At 54.3% G+C, this 16,948-nt stretch carries 15 protein-coding genes; 3 read left to right on the plus strand and 12 right to left on the minus strand.

The genetic code is table 11. The features are described from left to right. Positions 1-8: 8 nt before the first annotated feature. The 6 genes from K0H81_RS18080 to leuA form a co-directional block, all read right to left on the minus strand. Entirely contained in the window at positions 9-506 is a 498-nt protein-coding gene (locus tag K0H81_RS18080; protein ID WP_220059221.1) for a nuclear transport factor 2 family protein, read from the minus strand. Positions 507-707: 201 nt separating this feature from the next. After that, the gene (locus K0H81_RS18085) at positions 708-2,060 is read right to left on the minus strand and encodes an outer membrane protein transport protein (protein WP_144201766.1); all 1,353 of its coding nucleotides are present in this window, start codon (positions 2,058-2,060) and stop codon (positions 708-710) included. A gap of 566 nt (positions 2,061-2,626) precedes the next feature. Then, positions 2,627-3,232: a 3-isopropylmalate dehydratase small subunit gene (gene leuD, locus K0H81_RS18090; protein WP_144201720.1), complete on the minus strand. Its 606-nt coding sequence runs from the start codon at positions 3,230-3,232 to the stop codon at positions 2,627-2,629. Between the two features lie 9 nt (positions 3,233-3,241). Continuing rightward, on the minus strand, positions 3,242-4,642 hold the full coding sequence (leuC, locus tag K0H81_RS18095; RefSeq protein ID WP_220059222.1) for a 3-isopropylmalate dehydratase large subunit: 1,401 nt from the start codon (positions 4,640-4,642) through the stop codon (positions 3,242-3,244). Next, positions 4,642-5,736 carry a 3-isopropylmalate dehydrogenase gene (leuB, locus tag K0H81_RS18100; protein WP_220059223.1) on the minus strand — a complete coding sequence of 365 codons (1,095 nt, stop codon included), beginning with the start codon at positions 5,734-5,736 and terminating at the stop codon, positions 4,642-4,644. The genes leuC and leuB overlap by 1 nt, the downstream gene beginning before the upstream one ends. A 55-nt stretch (positions 5,737-5,791) precedes the next feature. Beyond that, positions 5,792-7,363 carry a 2-isopropylmalate synthase gene (gene leuA / locus K0H81_RS18105; RefSeq protein WP_011867268.1) on the minus strand — a complete coding sequence of 524 codons (1,572 nt, stop codon included), beginning with the start codon at positions 7,361-7,363 and terminating at the stop codon, positions 5,792-5,794. Between the two features lie 581 nt (positions 7,364-7,944). On the opposite strand from leuA, the gene K0H81_RS18110 reads away from it, so the two are divergent. Next, complete coding sequence (locus K0H81_RS18110) at positions 7,945-9,630, plus strand: tetratricopeptide repeat protein (RefSeq protein WP_220059224.1); 1,686 nt, start codon at positions 7,945-7,947, stop codon at positions 9,628-9,630. A gap of 90 nt (positions 9,631-9,720) precedes the next feature. Here the strand turns inward: K0H81_RS18110 and recQ are convergent, their stop codons facing one another. Continuing rightward, on the minus strand, positions 9,721-11,553 hold the full coding sequence (gene recQ, locus K0H81_RS18115) for a DNA helicase RecQ (RefSeq protein ID WP_220059225.1): 1,833 nt from the start codon (positions 11,551-11,553) through the stop codon (positions 9,721-9,723). Between the two features lie 238 nt (positions 11,554-11,791). Between recQ and K0H81_RS18120 the strand changes: the two genes are divergently transcribed. Both K0H81_RS18120 and rarD read left to right on the plus strand, forming a co-directional pair. Further along, positions 11,792-12,256 (plus strand): thioesterase family protein, encoded by a 465-nt coding sequence (locus K0H81_RS18120; protein WP_144201708.1) that lies wholly within the window; start codon positions 11,792-11,794, stop codon positions 12,254-12,256. A gap of 156 nt (positions 12,257-12,412) precedes the next feature. Then, positions 12,413-13,300: an EamA family transporter RarD gene (rarD, locus tag K0H81_RS18125; RefSeq protein WP_220059226.1), complete on the plus strand. Its 888-nt coding sequence runs from the start codon at positions 12,413-12,415 to the stop codon at positions 13,298-13,300. Here rarD and K0H81_RS18130 read toward each other — a convergent pair. From K0H81_RS18130 to radC, 5 genes are all read right to left on the minus strand, one after another. Further along, positions 13,271-13,810 carry a hypothetical protein gene (locus K0H81_RS18130; RefSeq protein ID WP_220059227.1) on the minus strand — a complete coding sequence of 180 codons (540 nt, stop codon included), beginning with the start codon at positions 13,808-13,810 and terminating at the stop codon, positions 13,271-13,273. The two genes, rarD and K0H81_RS18130, sit on opposite strands and share 30 nt — an antisense overlap. Positions 13,811-13,996: 186 nt before the next feature. Next, a complete protein-coding gene (gene argA, locus K0H81_RS18135) occupies positions 13,997-15,319 on the minus strand; it encodes an amino-acid N-acetyltransferase (protein ID WP_144201702.1) in 1,323 nt (440 codons plus the stop codon). 327 nt (positions 15,320-15,646) lie between these two features. Next, a complete protein-coding gene (rpmG, locus tag K0H81_RS18140) occupies positions 15,647-15,820 on the minus strand; it encodes a 50S ribosomal protein L33 (protein WP_007651290.1) in 174 nt (57 codons plus the stop codon). Between the two features lie 6 nt (positions 15,821-15,826). Beyond that, positions 15,827-16,063 (minus strand): 50S ribosomal protein L28, encoded by a 237-nt coding sequence (gene rpmB / locus K0H81_RS18145; RefSeq protein ID WP_011867275.1) that lies wholly within the window; start codon positions 16,061-16,063, stop codon positions 15,827-15,829. Positions 16,064-16,186: 123 nt separating this feature from the next. Next, positions 16,187-16,864 carry a RadC family protein gene (gene radC, locus K0H81_RS18150; protein WP_220043519.1) on the minus strand — a complete coding sequence of 226 codons (678 nt, stop codon included), beginning with the start codon at positions 16,862-16,864 and terminating at the stop codon, positions 16,187-16,189. Positions 16,865-16,948 lie beyond the last annotated feature (84 nt).

Below are 16,948 nucleotides of genomic sequence, written 5' to 3' on the forward strand. Positions count from 1 at the left end.
CGCCTCCGCTACTGCTGGTTAGGCTGGTTCGGATCGAGCTCAGGCTCTAGCTCAGACTCGACTTGCTCGGCGGCCTCTAACTGCTCGTCACAGGCGTGGGCGGGCAGATACCAAAACTCGGCTATCTTACCGTCCTGCACGCGGAAATTCCCTATGCTGCACTGGCTGAGTTGCTCACCATCGTTCTCCCAGGTCACACGCTCTACCGTGCTGACATAGTGGGAGGAGTCGATCAACTCGAGTATGGTGGCCTGGGCGCCGGTGAGGGTCTCGAAATAGTCTGTCATGGCGGCGCCAAATTGCGCCTTATCCGAGGTTTCTACTTCTATCTTGCTGCCGGAGATATGCATCCAGCGCACATCGTCCGACACATGAGTCAGCATCTTCTCGACACTGTGCTGGTTATAGGCGTCGATAAACCCTTTCACCACTTGCGTCGCACTCGGGTCGGCGAAGGCCGATATCGGCAGTAATGCTATGCTTGCAGCCAGAAGATAGGGTTTCATGGGACACCTCTTATTGTTGGTTCATCGCGCCTATCGCCCTGCTCTGTTGGCTGTGGGGCAATAGTGGATCGATTAGCGCTAAAAATATGTTGATAATTAGACGAATATAATCCGATGAAGTTCAGATAGCCAACAAATATTCAGATAAAAAAATGCCCCACATAGGTGAGGCATTTTCGTTTAGCTTAACTAGCCATTAAGTTACATCTTGTAGCTTAACTGAGCGCCCAGCAACCAGACATCGCCGCCCGCTTCACCGTTAAAGCTCACCTGAGCCAGGTTCATTAGGTTCATGGTCTCGTTGATCGGCGCATCACCATGAGCCTTGATGTAAGTCACGGCAAAGTCCAGGGTCAGGTTCTTAGAGGCTTGATAGCCAGCGCCCGCGCTGAACCACAGACGGTCTGAATCAGGGATAGTGATGGTGCGATACTCATCTTCTACCGCCGTCTTATCCAGCGCCACACCGCCACGTACCAACCACTTATCGCTTAGCTGATAGCTGGTGCCCAAGGCGAAACGCCAGTTGTCTTTAAAGTTCTCAACCTTCACCAGGTCTGACTCTAGGCCGCCAACAGGCTTCTGCTCACCAGGGAAGTATGCCACCAGTTGATCGAACACGCTCCACTGGGTCCAGTTGACGCTGGCATGCATTGCCCAGTTGTCGGTGAGCTGATGGTAAGAGGCCAGTTCGGCGAAGGCTGGCAGTTCGAGCGGCATATAACCCTCGATCTCCACATCCTGACCACCGTTGTAGATAAGGCCAGAGGCATGACCGTCGAGTTCCAGCTCGACGCCACTGTGATAGGCCAGACCGATACGGTGCGCCGGGTTGATCTGCCAGCTGGCACCCAGCTGCCAACCATAGCCAATATCATCCCCTTCCATCGATTTCAGGCTGGTGCCGCCCGGTGGCAGTGCTGCTGCGACTTCGGCAGGCAGGGTAGGAATCGCCTTGATACCGTCTACCCAAGCCGGCGTCGAGGCGCCAATCTTACCTTCGCCATAGACGATACGCAGACCCGCACCGACAGAAACGGCCTCAGACACCTTGTAAGCCAGGTTTGGATTGAACTCCACAGTGGTCACCGAGGTTTCTTTTCCAAAGATAGCGGTAGGATGGGTGCTCGGCACTTCAGTCGCCAGACCATAGTTAGAGTTAACCGCTAAACCCCAGGTCCACTGGTCGTTAAGCTGGTTAGAGTAGTAGAAGTTAGGCACCAGGGCGTCGTCAGCCACATCCAGGGCATCGGCGTTCATGGTCACGCCCTGAGGCCCCAATACAGGTGAAGCCAGGGTCACGTCGCCCTCTACGTCGACATTTGGCATCACATAGATACCACCCAGCGACAGCTGACGTCCCTCGAGGTAGGTCAACATAGCAGGGTTGCGCGCCTGAGCGGCAGCATTGTCGGCCATGGCCGCCTCACCCGCAAAGGCACGGCCTAGACCCGTGGCAGAATATTCGGCAAGTTGAAATCCAGCGGCCTGAACTTGAGATAGCGGCGTGGCGATGGCAGCAACTACAGCTAAAGATAAAATATGCTTCTTCATCATGGCTCTCTTGTTATTATGACAACCTAGAGCAAAGGCTCCAGATATTGAGTGAGCCGCAGTCTACTGATGCAGAATATCTTTACAAGCAAATTATGAATTTAAGCGAATAATGCTGGCCATAGCGCCTAAATAGCATACAAAAACCAGCTAAAACCGACTTTTAAACGTCAACTAAAGTACAAAAATGTGATCCACGTTCACTTAATGAGATTTATAAAAATCAGCAGACACAGACAAATCACCACAATATCAAACAATTAAACTGAAAACATTCAATTAACACCTGTACGCCTGAAAACCACAAAACCACCAGCATAAATCACTAGCTCGTTGCACATCTGGCTAGCCAACGGCTAGAAACCACAATAAACAACTGAAAAATATAGACTTAACAAGATTCAGCGCCGCTAATGTAAACAAAAAGCCGACCACAGCAAACTGCGATCGGCTCTATTCGATAACCCTAAGGTACAGATGTACGCCTAATTTCTAGTGCGCCAAACTCCTAAAGCGCCTAATCCCTAAAACATGTATCGGGCGCAATGAGTTAGGCCTTCTTAGCATTAGGTGCGCCAGCTGGGGATCTCGGCTTCATAAGCCGCTATCGCCTCGCCGTAACCCAGGCTGATGCCTATGGCATCCAGGCCGTTGAGCAGGTTATGACGTGCCGACGGGGCAATCTCGAAGCTAAAACTTGCCCCCGAAGGTGAGGTCACCGTCTGTGCCTGCAGATCCACGCTCACCTGAGCGCCCTCTTCGGCTTCAACCTCTCGCATCAACTGCACCACCTCCGCCTCGGTGAGGCGAACCGGCAACAGGCCGTTGTTGATGGCGTTGCCATAGAAGATATCGGCAAAACTTGGCGCTATGATCACCTTGAGGCCAAAATCGGCCAGGGCCCAGGGCGCATGTTCACGACTCGAGCCACAGCCAAAGTTCTCCTTAGCCAGCAAGATAGAGGCTCCCCGATAGCGGGGCCGATTCAGGCTGAACTCTGGATTAGGCTGATCGCCGGCATCGTCCAGATAACGCCAATCGTGGAACAGGTGAACCCCAAAGCCGTCACGAGTGACCTTAGAGAGAAACTGCTTAGGGATGATCTGATCCGTATCGATATTGGCACTGTCGATGATCACCGCAAGCCCTGTATGTGTGGTAAATGGTTGCATCTCTCCCTCCTAGTATGGCTTGCGAATATCGACGAAATGACCGGCAATCGCCGCGGCGGCGGCCATGGCAGGGCTCACCAGGTGAGTGCGGCTACCGCGTCCCTGACGACCCTCAAAGTTACGGTTACTGGTCGAGGCGCAGCGATCACCGGCCTCCAGTCTGTCATCGTTCATCGCCAAACACATGGAGCAGCCCGGCAGACGCCATTCAAACCCGGCGTCGATGAAGATCTTATCCAGGCCTTCCGCCTCCGCCTGCTCCTTCACCAAGCCTGAGCCCGGCACCACAATAGCCGTAACACCTGCCGCCACCTTGCGTCCCTTGGCCTGCAGGGCCGCCGAGCGCAGATCTTCGATGCGCGAATTGGTACAGGAGCCGATAAACACCTTGTTGATGCTCACATCTGTCATCTGAGTGCCAGGGGTGAGCGCCACATAGTCCAGCGCCTTCTCGATACTCGCCTTCACCGTCGGGTTTGTCTCATCCTCTGGGTTAGGCACACACTGATCGATCGCCACCACCTGGCCTGGGTTAGTGCCCCAAGTCAGCTGAGGCGCGATATCGCTCGCCTCTAGCACCACATGGGCATCGAACACGGCATCCTCGTCAGACTTCAGCGCCTGCCAGGCGGCAACCGCCTGCTGCCAAGCTTCGCCCTTAGGCGCAAATTCACGGCCTTCTAGGTAATCAATGGTGGTCTGATCCGGCGCTATCATGCCCGCCTTGGCGCCCATCTCGATCGCCATGTTACAGACGGTCATGCGCCCTTCCATCGACAGGGCGGCAATCGCCTCGCCGCAGAACTCCACCACATAACCCGTGCCGCCATCCATGCCTATCTTGCCTATGATGGCCAGCACGATATCTTTGGCGGTGATCCCATCGGCCACCTGGCCGCGCACCTCGATCTTCATGGTCTTGGCTTTCAGCTGGCGCAAGGTTTGGGTGGCCATCACATGCTCCACCTCTGAGGTGCCGATGCCGAAGGCCAAGGCGCCGAAGGCGCCATGGGTTGCCGTGTGCGAGTCGCCGCACACAATCACAGTGCCCGGCAGAGTGATGCCAAGCTCGGGGCCCATCACATGGACAATCCCCTGATTCTTATGATGAATATCGTATAAACGCACACCAAACTCTTTACAGTTTTGTGCCAGCGTCTCCACCTGAGTGCGCGCCATGGGGCTGAGTGCATCCAGGCTGGCGCTCTTGGTCGAGGTGTTGTGATCCATGGTGGCGAAGGTCTTCTCTGGCGCCCTTAATTTACGGCCGGCGACTTTCAAGCCGCTGAAGGCTTGAGGCGAGGTCACCTCATGCACCAGATGGCGATCCACATAGATAAGCGGCGCCTCCCCTTCGGGGGCGGCTACGATATGACTGTCCCATACCTTTTCATACAGTGTCTTCGCCATTAGTTTGCCTCTCTGACTGCTTGGGCAATATAGTCGCCCATCTCGCGGGTTGATTTTGCCTTGTCACGCTGATCTGCGGGCAAGAGTTCTCCAGTTAGATAGCCATCGCTCAATGCCTTGGCGACCGCATCTTCAATCGCCTTAGCCGCCGCTTCTTCTTTGAGGCTGTGGCGCAAAAGCAGCGCTGCAGACAGGATCTGCGCTATCGGGTTGGCGATGCCTTTACCTGCGATATCTGGCGCGCTGCCGCCTGCGGGTTCATACAGACCAAAGCCATCGCTGTTGAGACTCACCGAAGAGAGCAAACCCATGGAGCCGGTCAACATGGCGATCTCATCTGAGATGATGTCGCCAAACAGGTTAGAGCAGAGCATCACATCGAAATCGAAGGGGCGACGCAGCAGCTGCATGGTGGCGTTGTCGATATAGATATGCTCGAGCTCCACATCGGGAAACTCCTTGGCCACCTCTTCGACCACTTCACGCCACAACACAGAGCAGGCCAGGACGTTGGCCTTATCCACAGAGGTTACCTTCTTGCGACGGCCTCGGGCGGCCTCGAAGGCGATCTTGGCGATACGGCGCACCTCGCGGCGACTATAACGCATGGTGTCGAACGCCTCTTCCTGCTCGCCCTCACCCTGACGCCCTTTGGGCTTACCGAAGTAGATGCCACCGGTCAGCTCGCGCACGCACAGCACGTCGAAGCCCTGGGCCGAGATGTCGCTACGCAGCGGCGACATATGCTCCAGGCCGACGTGTAGCTTGGCCGGACGCATGTTACAAAACAGCTCGAAGTGTCCCCGTAGCGGCAGTAAGGCGCCACGCTCTGGCTGATCGTTTGGGGGTAGATGCTCCCACTTAGGGCCACCTACCGAGCCGAACAAGATAGCGTCGGCCGCCTCGCAGCCCTTCAGGGTCGACTCGGGTAGCGGACAACCATGATTATCGATGGCCGCGCCGCCCACATCATATTCGCTATACTCGATATCCAACGAGAAACGCTCTTCCACCGCCTTAAGCACCTTGCGTGCTTCGACCATAACCTCGGGGCCGATCCCATCACCGGCCAATACCGCGACTTGATAACTCATACCTCAAGTGACTCCCTGCAATTAATTGTCTTTATGCTGTTTAATTCGAAATTGGTTATACGCCGCCTAACTCGGTACGCGCCTGTTTTAACTTATGCTTGTTCTCGGCCACCTTGTCCGCGCGCCAGGTCAGATTCATCACGTGGATCAGCGCCGCTGCCGAGGCCTCGACCACATCGGTCGCCAGGCCCACACCATGGAAGCTCTGATCATGATACTTGGCGGTGATATCCACCTGTCCCAGGGCATCTTGCCCTTGGCCCTTGGCGCTAAGCTGATAGCTGCTGATGTTGATCTCACAGCCGCTGGCGCGGGCAATCGCCTTGTAGGCCGCATCGACCGGGCCGTTACCCGTTGCCGCCTCTGTTACCGCCTTGCCGTCTATGCTTAGGGTCACTGTGGCGGTGGCCTGTCCCTGAGTCGAATCTGAGTGCACCACCAGCTGCTGCAAGCCATAGTGGTTTTCATCTTCTGCCTGAGCCTCTACATATACCAAGGCCTCCAGGTCATAGTCGAACACCTGCCCCTTCTTGTCAGCCAGCTTCAGGAAGGCCTCATACAGGGTGTCCATGTCATAATCTTGCTCGCCATAGCCCATCTCTTCCATACGATGTTTGATCACGTGGCGGCCGGAGCGAGAGGTCATGTTCAGGTTGTTGCGGTTCAGACCAATACTCTCTGGCGTCATGATTTCATAGGTGTTTTGCGACTTCAGCACGCCGTCCTGATGGATACCCGAGGAGTGGGTAAAGGCGTTGGCGCCGACGATCGCCTTGTTGGCCTGTACCGGCATGTTGCACAGCTGGCTCACCAGATTAGAGGTGCGATGGATCTCTTTGGCGTTGATCCCCGTCTCTAGCCCCAGGCTGGCCTTGCGGGTGGCGATGATCATGGCGATCTCTTCCAGGGAGCAGTTACCGGCGCGCTCGCCGATACCGTTGACGGTACACTCGATCTGACGTGCCCCGTGCTGCACCGCAGTGATAGAGTTCGCCACAGACAAGCCCAAATCGTCGTGACAGTGCACTGAGATCACCGCCTGATCGATATTCGGTACCCTGTCGAACAGGTTTTGAATGATGCCGCCAAATTCGCTCGGCACTGTGTAGCCAACGGTGTCGGGAATGTTAATGGTCTTGGCACCCGCCTTGATGGCGGCCTCGACCATGCGGCACAGGTTATCTATTGGGGTACGACCGGCATCTTCACAGGAGAACTCCACATCATCGGTGAAGCGGCGGGCATATTTCACCGCGCCAACCGCCATGTCCAACACCTGATCGAAGGAGCGCTTAAGCTTGCTCTCCACGTGTATGGTCGAGGTCGAGATAAAGGTATGGATACGGAACTGTTCTGCCACCGACAAGGACTGAGCCGCGGCGTCGATATCTTTCTCAAGCGCCCTGGCAAGCGCACAGACCCGGCTATTCTTTATGGTACGGGCAATGGTCTGCACCGACTCGAAATCCCCCGGCGATGAGACGGGAAACCCCACCTCCATGACATCCACTCCCAGACGCTCGAGTGACAGTGCTATCTGTAGCTTTTCCTTAACCGTTAAACTCGCCGCTAATGCTTGCTCACCATCTCGTAAGGTCGTATCAAATATTATCACTCGGTTAGACATCTGGTTTCTCCATGGTACGTCTAGGCTCTAATTTTGGGTGTTCGTCGAATCCATAAACAAAAAAACCCCGCGTTGTTGGGCGCGGGGTTTATGAATGCTGAATGTGTTATTAAGCGTGCAACACTACATTCTCCGCGCAGGACCTGCGAGAATGAGAATAAGGAGGCTGAGGAGTGCACGGTTAATAGTCGTCATTGTATTCAGTAAAAGTAATTAATTATTCGTTTCGCTTCGAAAGATTGATTAATATTTAACGTGTGTCTGTTCAATAGTCAACCCCATATTTTTCATGTTTGCCACATTAGACCAGATAAAAATCTTGATTAACTGCGCAAATCTAACCATTTATTTGCTCACAAGAGTGACTAAGTGATTAAATTCAGCATACTAGGTCATTTGCCGAGCAATCCCTCTGATTCCAATCGCAGGCGCTATTTTTTATGCAATTGCTGATGAAAAATCAGTATAATGCCGCCAAAGGAAACAGAAACAGCACACTCGTTCCGGAGCTTTTAAAAATGGATTTTCGTCTCATAGTGTTAAGTCTCAGCTTCTGGCTGATCCCAGCTTATGGGGACACTATGACAGAGTTAGATGAGTTGGCCCAAACCGTCTACCAATATCCCAACAAGACACTGACCCAGATCTCGGCGCTGGAACAACGCCTGGATCAGGAAGCCACGTCTGAAGAAAATCGTCTGCGCCTCTCGCTGCTCAAGTGCGAGGCCTTTGTGCAGCTGGGCGAAAACGAGGCCGCCATCAACCTGGGCCGCATGAGTGAGGCCAAGGCCAAGTCGCTCAAGCTCAATCAGCTCAGCCCCTATTTTCTCAACTGTATGGCCGCGGCCTATATCGATTATGGCGACCTCAGACAGGCGCTGACCCTGCTAGATTCCGCCATCTACCTCTCTCGCGAGCAGCAACAGCCCCAGTCCTTAGTCAACGGCCTGATGCTGCGCGGCAAGATAGATACCCATATCGAGAGCCAGAGCAGCGCGCTGGAAGATCTACGCCTGGCCCAAGATATCTACCCGGACACCGAGAAGCAGAGACCTCAATGGCTCACCCCGCCGAGGCCCTATGTGCAACTGGCCATGGCCGAACTGCTGAGAACCAAGGGACTCTACAACCAGGCGTTCAACAATGCCAAGGGCGCCCTGGATAGCGAGCAAACCACGGGAAAGGTGAGGCTAACTGTGCTGCTCACCCTGGCCAAGATCGCCCACTACAACCAAGAGGTGAAGTTCAGGGACGATATGGTACTCGAGGCTAAGATCCTGCTACCCGAACTTGCCACGGCGACCGAGCTGGCCGAGAGTTACACCCAGCTGGCGGAAATTGAATTTTTACGGGGAAATGATAAGAGCGCCATTCAGCTGATCAATATCGCCCTCAACACCTTCGACAAGCAGAAGAAGATCAACGACAGCCTGAGAGCCAATCGTCTACTGGCCAATATTCAATTGGCGAACGGCGAGCAGGCCCTGGGAACAGAGCTGATGCAGAAGGCGATCGCCATCGGCGAGCGCACCAATCAGTTTGACGAGCTCGTCTATTGCTACGGCATCCTGAGTCGCTACTTTGCCGACATAGGCCAATACAAGGACGCCTATCAGTATCAGCTGAAACGCTTCGAGATGGCCCAGCGCAGCTATGAGTTTCTTAAAGATACCCGACTGCTGCAGATCAAGGCCCAGCTGGGGCGCTATCAGCAGCTGGCCCAGGACAATCAGCCTAAGCCCATCAAGCTCGATGCCCACATCAGCGACAGCTATGGTCTTATCGGCATACTGGTGCTCTTCCTGCTGCTGACGCTGTTTATTCTGCTCAACCGTATCAGAATGCCTAAGACGCCGCTGCAGGTAAGCCAGAGAGATGAGCCGATGAGCACCCAGGAGAAGATGGAGGCCCTGCTGACCAGCGCCAAGCAGATAGGTTTTCCTATCACCATCTTGCTGATCAATCCCAGCCATCTGGCCAAGGCCGATGTCGACAGGCTACTGACCCGTTTGTCACAGAAGATCCGCCAGCAGGATATCTTGCTGAGCACCAGCGCCGATCAGATATTGATCATGCTGCCCTTCACCTCGCTGGCGGGCGCCCAGCTTATCGCCCGCCAGCTGAGCGCCATCATAGAGCCGCTACAAAACGGCGCCCGGGTTAACATGGGGATGGCGGTGATGCAGCATCACGACACCCTCTCCTCCTTGGTTAAAAGGGCCAGTGTCGATCAACTGAGTAAGTACAGCGGTCAGCAGGCACACTAAGTCTGGTAGCAAATACAATAAGCCTGATAGCAAGCAGCGCCAGAATATACAGAATCTTGGTAAGCCGAGTCTTAGTTAGCGAAATATTAGCTAGCTACGGGCGAGATAGTCGTTGATCTCGTCGAGAAACTCGCCGCCGAAACGATTCAGCTTGGTCTCGCCCACGCCGTTCACCGCCAGCATCTCGCCAGGACTCGTCGGCAGCATGGCCGCCATCTCCGCCAGCGTGGCGTCGTTAAACACCAGATAGGGCGGCACATCCAACTCTTCTGCCAGGCTGCGACGCAGCTGCTTCAGACGGGCAAACAACTTTCTGTCGTAGTTAATTGGCGCCCGGCTACTGCTGCGACGCTTCACATGTGTGGTGATGCTGATACGCGGCTCGGCGAGCTGCAACGGCACCTCCCCCTTAAGCACGGCCCGCGCCTGAGGATTGAGCTTGATGGCCGAGCCTCTGGTGATATCCTGGCTGGCGAAACCCAGATGGATGATCTGACGTATGATACTGAGCCAGAACTCATGGCTCTTCTCCTTGCCTATGCCCCAGGTCGACAGCTTGTCGTGGCCACGGTCGACCACAGAGGCCGCCTTGGAGCCGCGCAGCACCTCTATAAGATGGTTTACACCAAACTTCTGCTGTAGACGGAAGATGCAGGAGAGCACCTTCTGGGCATCCTCGACGCCATCGTACCGCTTGGGTGGGTCCAGGCAAATATCACAGTTACCGCAGGGCTCGGACGCACTCTCGTCGAAGTAGTGCAGCAGCACCTGACGGCGACAGGTTTGCGCCTCGGCAAAGGCCGCCATGGTATTGAGCTTATGGTGTTCCACCTGTTGCTGAGGACCCGGCTCCTGCTGCTCGATGAGATGGCGCACCCGGCCGATATCGGCGGGATCGAACAGCATAAAAGCCTCGGCATCCAGGCCATCACGGCCGGCACGGCCTGTCTCCTGGTAATAGGCCTCGACGCTCTTGGGAATATCGTAATGCACCACGAAGCGCACGTTGGACTTGTTGATCCCCATGCCAAAAGCCACGGTGGCTACCACGATATCTAATTGATCTTTGAGGAAACGCTCCTGAATATCGGCGCGCTCTTCCTGGGTCTTGCCCGCGTGATAAGCATCGGCATGATAGCCCTGCATACGCAGACGCTCGGCCACCTCATCCACCCGGCGACGACTGCTACAGTAGATGATGCCACTGTTGCCATTCTGCGCCTGAATAAACTGCCTGAGCTGATTGGCGGCGTTGAGCTTCTCCGCCACCGTATAACGAATGTTGGGGCGGTCGAAGCTGGTGAGTAGCTCAAAGGGCGCTATGCCCAGTCGCTGGCAGATATCCTCCCGCGTCGCCTTGTCGGCGGTGGCCGTCAGCGCCATCATGGGCACCCGAGGAAACAGCTGCTTTAGCTGACCCAGGGCCGCATATTCGGGGCGGAAGTCGTGCCCCCACTGGGAGATACAGTGAGCCTCGTCGATGGCAAACAGGGAGAGCGGCAGGTTGTGCAGACGCTCGATAAAGCTGTCGGTCAGCAGGCGCTCGGGTGATACATACAACAGCTTGAGCTCGCCGTTATGCAGCTGGCGATAGATGGTCATCGCCTCTTCCCGCGACTGCGACGAGTTGAGGTAAGCTGCGGCGACGCCCATCTGTTTCAAACTATCGACCTGATCTTTCATCAGAGAGATCAGCGGCGACACCACCAGAGTCAGCCCGGGTAAGACGAGTGCCGGCAGCTGATAACACAGGCTCTTACCGCCGCCGGTAGGCATGATCACCAGAGCATCCTGGCCGCCACAGACCTGCTCTATCACCTCACGTTGACCCGTCCTGAAAGTGCGATAGCCAAACACCGTCTGCAGGCAGGCGGCGAGCGGATCGCTATCGGTCACGTCGGGAGAAGTTAAGGCTAAGTCCATGGCGCTCAGTAATCATTAATTTGGCCGCTTATTCTAATCAAGCTGGCTCGGCTTGTCTCATCTATCCGAGTATTAATTACCCCTCGCCCCCCATCGACTGATGAAATTTTATCCGCAGGCTTGCCTCGCGCCGTGCATTAGCGATAGATTAAATGCTCTAACCATTAGGTTGACTAATGCTCAAACTTAACCCGCTTGTACCCAGCAAGCAGTGTAGGACAAAACAAGGAGTGCCCCTATGACGACGCCCATACAAGCGCAGACCCTGGCCAGCGTAGCCGAGATCTTCGATACCAAGGTGCCCTTTCATAACCTCTTGGGGATGGATATCAAGCGTTACGACCTGCAGGGCGTCGAGGTCGAGGTGAAGATGAAGAAAGACCTCATAGGCAACATTCATCAGCAGATCCTCCACGGCGGCGTGACCGCTACCGTGCTGGATGTGGTGGGCGGCCTGACGGCCTTCTCTGGCCTGGTGGCTAGCCGGGACGACTGGTGTTTAGAAGATCTGCAGCAGCGCCTAAAAACCTTAGGCACCATAGATCTGCGTATCGATTATCTCAGGCCGGGGCGCGGTGAGATCTTTACCGGCACAGGCACAGTGATCAGGGCGGGTAACCGGGTCTCCGTCTGCCGCATGGAGCTACACAACGAGAAGGGCTCGCATATTGCCTTCGGTACTGGCACCTACATGGTGGGCTAGCCAGCTAATCCCCCTATAAATTACCGCCAATTTAGTGAGACGCGCTGACAAGAGACTGCTCCAGCGCGAGGCGCGAAAAGAATGCTTATGGCCGCTTGAGTCACGCGGCTTAGGCGCCTACAATGCCACTCCCGCACTTTTTCTAAATCCTAAGCTATGGCCGATATTGAGTATCGTAAAGGGGTAGCGCTCGCCATCTGCGCCTACTGCCTCTGGGGCTTTGCTCCCCTCTATTTTAAGCTGCTAAACCATGTGTCGGCGACCGAGATCCTGCTGCATCGCGTGATCTGGTCCTTCGTCTTCATGCTGATCTTGATGCAATTTATCGGTGGTTTCGCCAAGCTGCGCGCCCTGTTCCGGCAGCCCAAACAGCTTGGCGTGTTAGCTATCACCTCGGTTCTGATCGCCGGTAACTGGCTGTTGTTCATCTGGGCGATCAACAATGATCATATGCTCGATGCCAGCCTGGGCTACTTTATCAACCCTTTGGTCAATGTGCTGCTGGGCATGGTGTTCCTGCAGGAACGTCTGCGTAAACTGCAGTGGGCCGCCGTCTCTTTGGCCTGTGCCGGCGTACTTATCCAATTGATCTCTTTCGGCTCGATTCCTGTGGTGTCCCTGGGGCTTGCCGCCTCGTTCGGCATCTATGGTTTGCTGCGCAAGAAGGTCAATGTCGACGCCAAAACGGGACTGCTGGTCGAAACAGCCATCTTAGTGCCTGTGGCCCTGCTCTATCTGGCAATGAATCTCGATGGCACCAGCATCCTGGAAAACAGCTGGCAGATGAACCTGCTGTTGATGGCCGCCGGGATAGTCACCTCTATTCCCCTGCTCTGCTTTGCTGGCGCCGCCACACGTATCCCATTGTCTATGCTTGGCTTCTTCCAATATATTGGCCCCAGCATCATGTTTATCATGGCCGTCAGCCTGTTTAACGAGCCCTTCGATCTCGAAAAGGGGATCACCTTCGCCTTCATCTGGAGCGCCCTGGTGATCTTTACCCTGGACTTGGCGTTAAAGAGTCGGCGTAAGCAGGCTGGCTAACAAGGCCTCCGGCTGCTCCAGACTCAAGATCAACAGATAGCCCTCGGTCGTCGGCAAAACCAATACCTGGCCGTCGCCGGTGACCGACAGTAGGGCCTTATCTGTTCTGTCGCTGGCATCTGCCAGCTTAAACCACCCCAGCGAATAACCCGGCATGCCCACACCGTTGCTGCGATAGCTTAGTTTAGGCGCGTCATCTTCTCCCAAGCTGACGATTTTAGCCTCAGCCGGCACCAGGCTTTGACGCGGTAACTCGACCCGGTAGAGGGGAATATCCACCAGCATAGTGCTTAAAGTAAGGCGAACGCTGGTATCATGGGCCTTGTAGAACACCCAGGAGAGCAGGCCCAATACGGCGATCACCATCCCAGCAGAGGCATATTTCGCCTTCTTAGGTAAGGGCTTCACCATCAGCAGCACTAGCACCAAGGCAACACCCAGCAGCATAGACAGGAAGATCCCGCTGGTTGCCGAATCTAAGGTTGTGAGTTGAAAGACTTGAGTATCCATCTCTAAATATCCTCTTGAAACATTTGGGCATGCAAGCAGATCATCCCTGAACCCAACCCTAACATGAACCGATAACTTGAGTGTGGTACTCTCGACATATTATGTCAAGAGTCGTTACTGTGAGTTAACTTGGACACACAAAAAGACCACCCCAAGGGTGGCCTCTTTCATCGGACGCGTTTAGCGTTATTGAAGATCTAAGGCGAGAATCTTCGACTTGCGCTGATAGTTATACAGCTGCTTCTTCTTGTTTGGCAGGGCATCGACCTCGACGATCTGGAAGCCATGCTCGAGGAACCAGTGAATGCTGCGGGTCGTCAGCGCAAACAGGCGAGCATAACCACGCACCTTGGCCTGACCTATGATGTTCTTCAGCAAGATGCTGCCGCGGTCGGCATCACGATAATCGGGATGCACCACCAGGCAGGCAAACTCTCCGGCATTGTCCTCCTCGAAGGGATAGAGGGCGGCACAGCCGATCACCAAACCATCACGCTCGATCAGCATAAACTGCTCTATCTCCATCTCCAGCTGCTCACGGGAGCGGCGCACCAAGACCCCAGCCTGCTCCAGCGGGCGAATGAGATCCAAGACACCACCGATATCGGCAATGGTAGCCCTGCGCAGGCGCTCGGCGCTCTCGGTCACTATCTGGGTACCAATACCGTCGCGGGAGAACAGCTCTTGCAAAAGGGCGCCGTCATCGAGATAGCTGACGAAGTGGCAGCGGGCCACGCCGTTACGACAGGCGTCTATGCTGGCCTGTAAGAAGGCCCGTGTGCCCACACACCAATTGTCTTCATCGGTCAGCTCAGACAAGATGCGCTGAGCATCGGTAGGCATCAGCTCGGCGATCACCTCGCCGTTACTGTCGAGTATCCCCTCCTTAGCGCTGAAGCCTATCATCTTGTCGGCCTTGAGCTTCACCGCGATCTGGGTCGCGACCTCTTCGGCGGTCAGGTTAAAACACTCGCCGGTCACCGAGGCCGCTACCGGCCCCAGGAGCACTATACCGTGGTTGTCCAGTTGACGTCTGAGGCCCGCCACATCTATGCGTCTCACCTTGCCACTCAGGCAGTAGTCGACGCCGTTATCCACTCCTAAGGGCTGGGCTATCACGAAGTTACCGCTAACCACGTTGATCTGCGCCCCTTGCATCGGGGTATTGCTCAGGCTCATCGACAGGCGCGCGGTAATGTCCAGCTGCAGACCGCCCACCACCTGCTTGATCACTCGGAAGGACTCTTCATCGCTGATGCGCACCCCGTTGTAATACTCAGGGGAGAGATTATGCGCGGCCAGGGCCTCATCGATTTGCGGCCTGGCACCATGCACCAGAACTATCTTGATCCCCAGGCTGTGAAGCAGGGCGATATCGTTGATGATGGAGCGAAACTGACTCTGCGCCAGCGCCTCACCGCCCAACATGACCACAAATGTCTTGCCCCTGTGTGCATTCACATAGGAAGCAGAATGACGAAAACCCTCGACTAACTCAGTAGTGCGCACCCGCGTAACCTCAACAATAAATATGTGACAATATCATCACCAGACGAATAACAAGCCAATTTTATTGCATTTAAATTCACATTAAAAGCATTTGTTGTCATCGGAAGTGATATTTTTTCATCACAACGAGACAATCTGATTAAGCATAGCAGAACAGATTAAGATCAGAGGCTTAGGTAGAGATCAGAATCCGCAGACGCGCAGGGCTATCGACTGGGAATTTATCTAAAGAATTGGAGAGAGCTGGCCAAGCCATGGGGATATATTTAGGGCAAAAAAAAAGCCCCTGCAATGAGGAGCTTTTTCCCAAAAAACGTGAATCAAGAATTACTTGATTTTCGCTTCTTTGTAGATAACGTGCTGACGGATAACGGGATCAAATTTCTTGATCTCCATCTTTTCAGGCATGTTACGCTTGTTTTTCTCAGTCGTGTAGAAGTGACCTGTTTTAGCGCTAGAAACTAGCTTGATCTTCTCACGGTTACCTTTAGCTTTAGCCATGGTTTATTACACCTTCTCGCCGCGGGCACGAAGTTCAGCAACAACAACTTCGATACCTTTCTTATCGATAATACGCATACCTTTAGTAGATACACGTAGCTGTACGAAACGCTTTTCGTCTTCTAACCAGAAACGGTGGTTCTGTAGGTTAGGTAAAAAACGACGACGAGTCGCGTTCTTAGCGTGCGAACGGTTGTTACCAACCATCGGCTTCTTGCCAGTAACTTGGCATACTCTTGACATGTCAATCTTCTCCAAAAACAATTTAACGCTCGAGCATTAATGTACCTCGAATATGGCCGTCGCCCGAGGCACACAAAGAGGGCGCATTTTATACAGGATCTAAAATCAAAGATCAAGGGATATTCAATCTATCCATCCCCTCTCTGCAAACGAAACTATCTCACGATCGCCCACAACCATATGGTCTAGCAGCGAAACATCTATAGTCGCCAACGCGTATTTCAATCGCTCAGTAATTCGCCGATCAGCATGACTGGGCTCAGCCACCCCCGAGGGATGGTTGTGGCACACAATTACCGCTGCGGCTTTTTTCTCAAGCACTAGGCTTACCACTTCTCGCGGATAAACCGAGGCTGAATCTATGGTGCCACGGAACAATTCGACGAACTGAATCACCCTATGCTGACTATCGAGCAATAAGATGGCAAACACTTCGTAGGCACGATCCGCCAATTGTCTCATTAAATAGTCCCGAGTTAAATCAGGATCTGACAAAATCTTTCCTCTTTGTAGATTTTCTTGCGCGATCCGCTTGCTTAACTCGATGGCAGCCTGCAATTGGGCATACTTTACCGGACCGATCCCCTGAATATCACACAGCTCACTCAAGGAGGCGCTAAAGAGCGCCCTGAGGCCACCGAAATGGGTTAACATGACTCTGGCCAGGGACACGGCGCTTTGTCCCTTAAGGCCGTTTCTGAGCAGCACCGCGAGCAACTCGGCATCGGAGAGTTGAGCGACACCGCTACGCAGCAGTTTTTCTCTGGGCCCCTCTCCCTGAGGCCAATCTTTGATTGCCATAAACACTCCTTGTCTCGGCGCCATCTGCACACCTAGGCTTTAGAGTATGGTCTAGTTTTTAAAAACTTGTATCCTCAACCTCAG

The organism is Shewanella halotolerans, from assembly GCF_019457535.1.
GTDB lineage: Bacteria > Pseudomonadota > Gammaproteobacteria > Enterobacterales > Shewanellaceae > Shewanella > Shewanella halotolerans.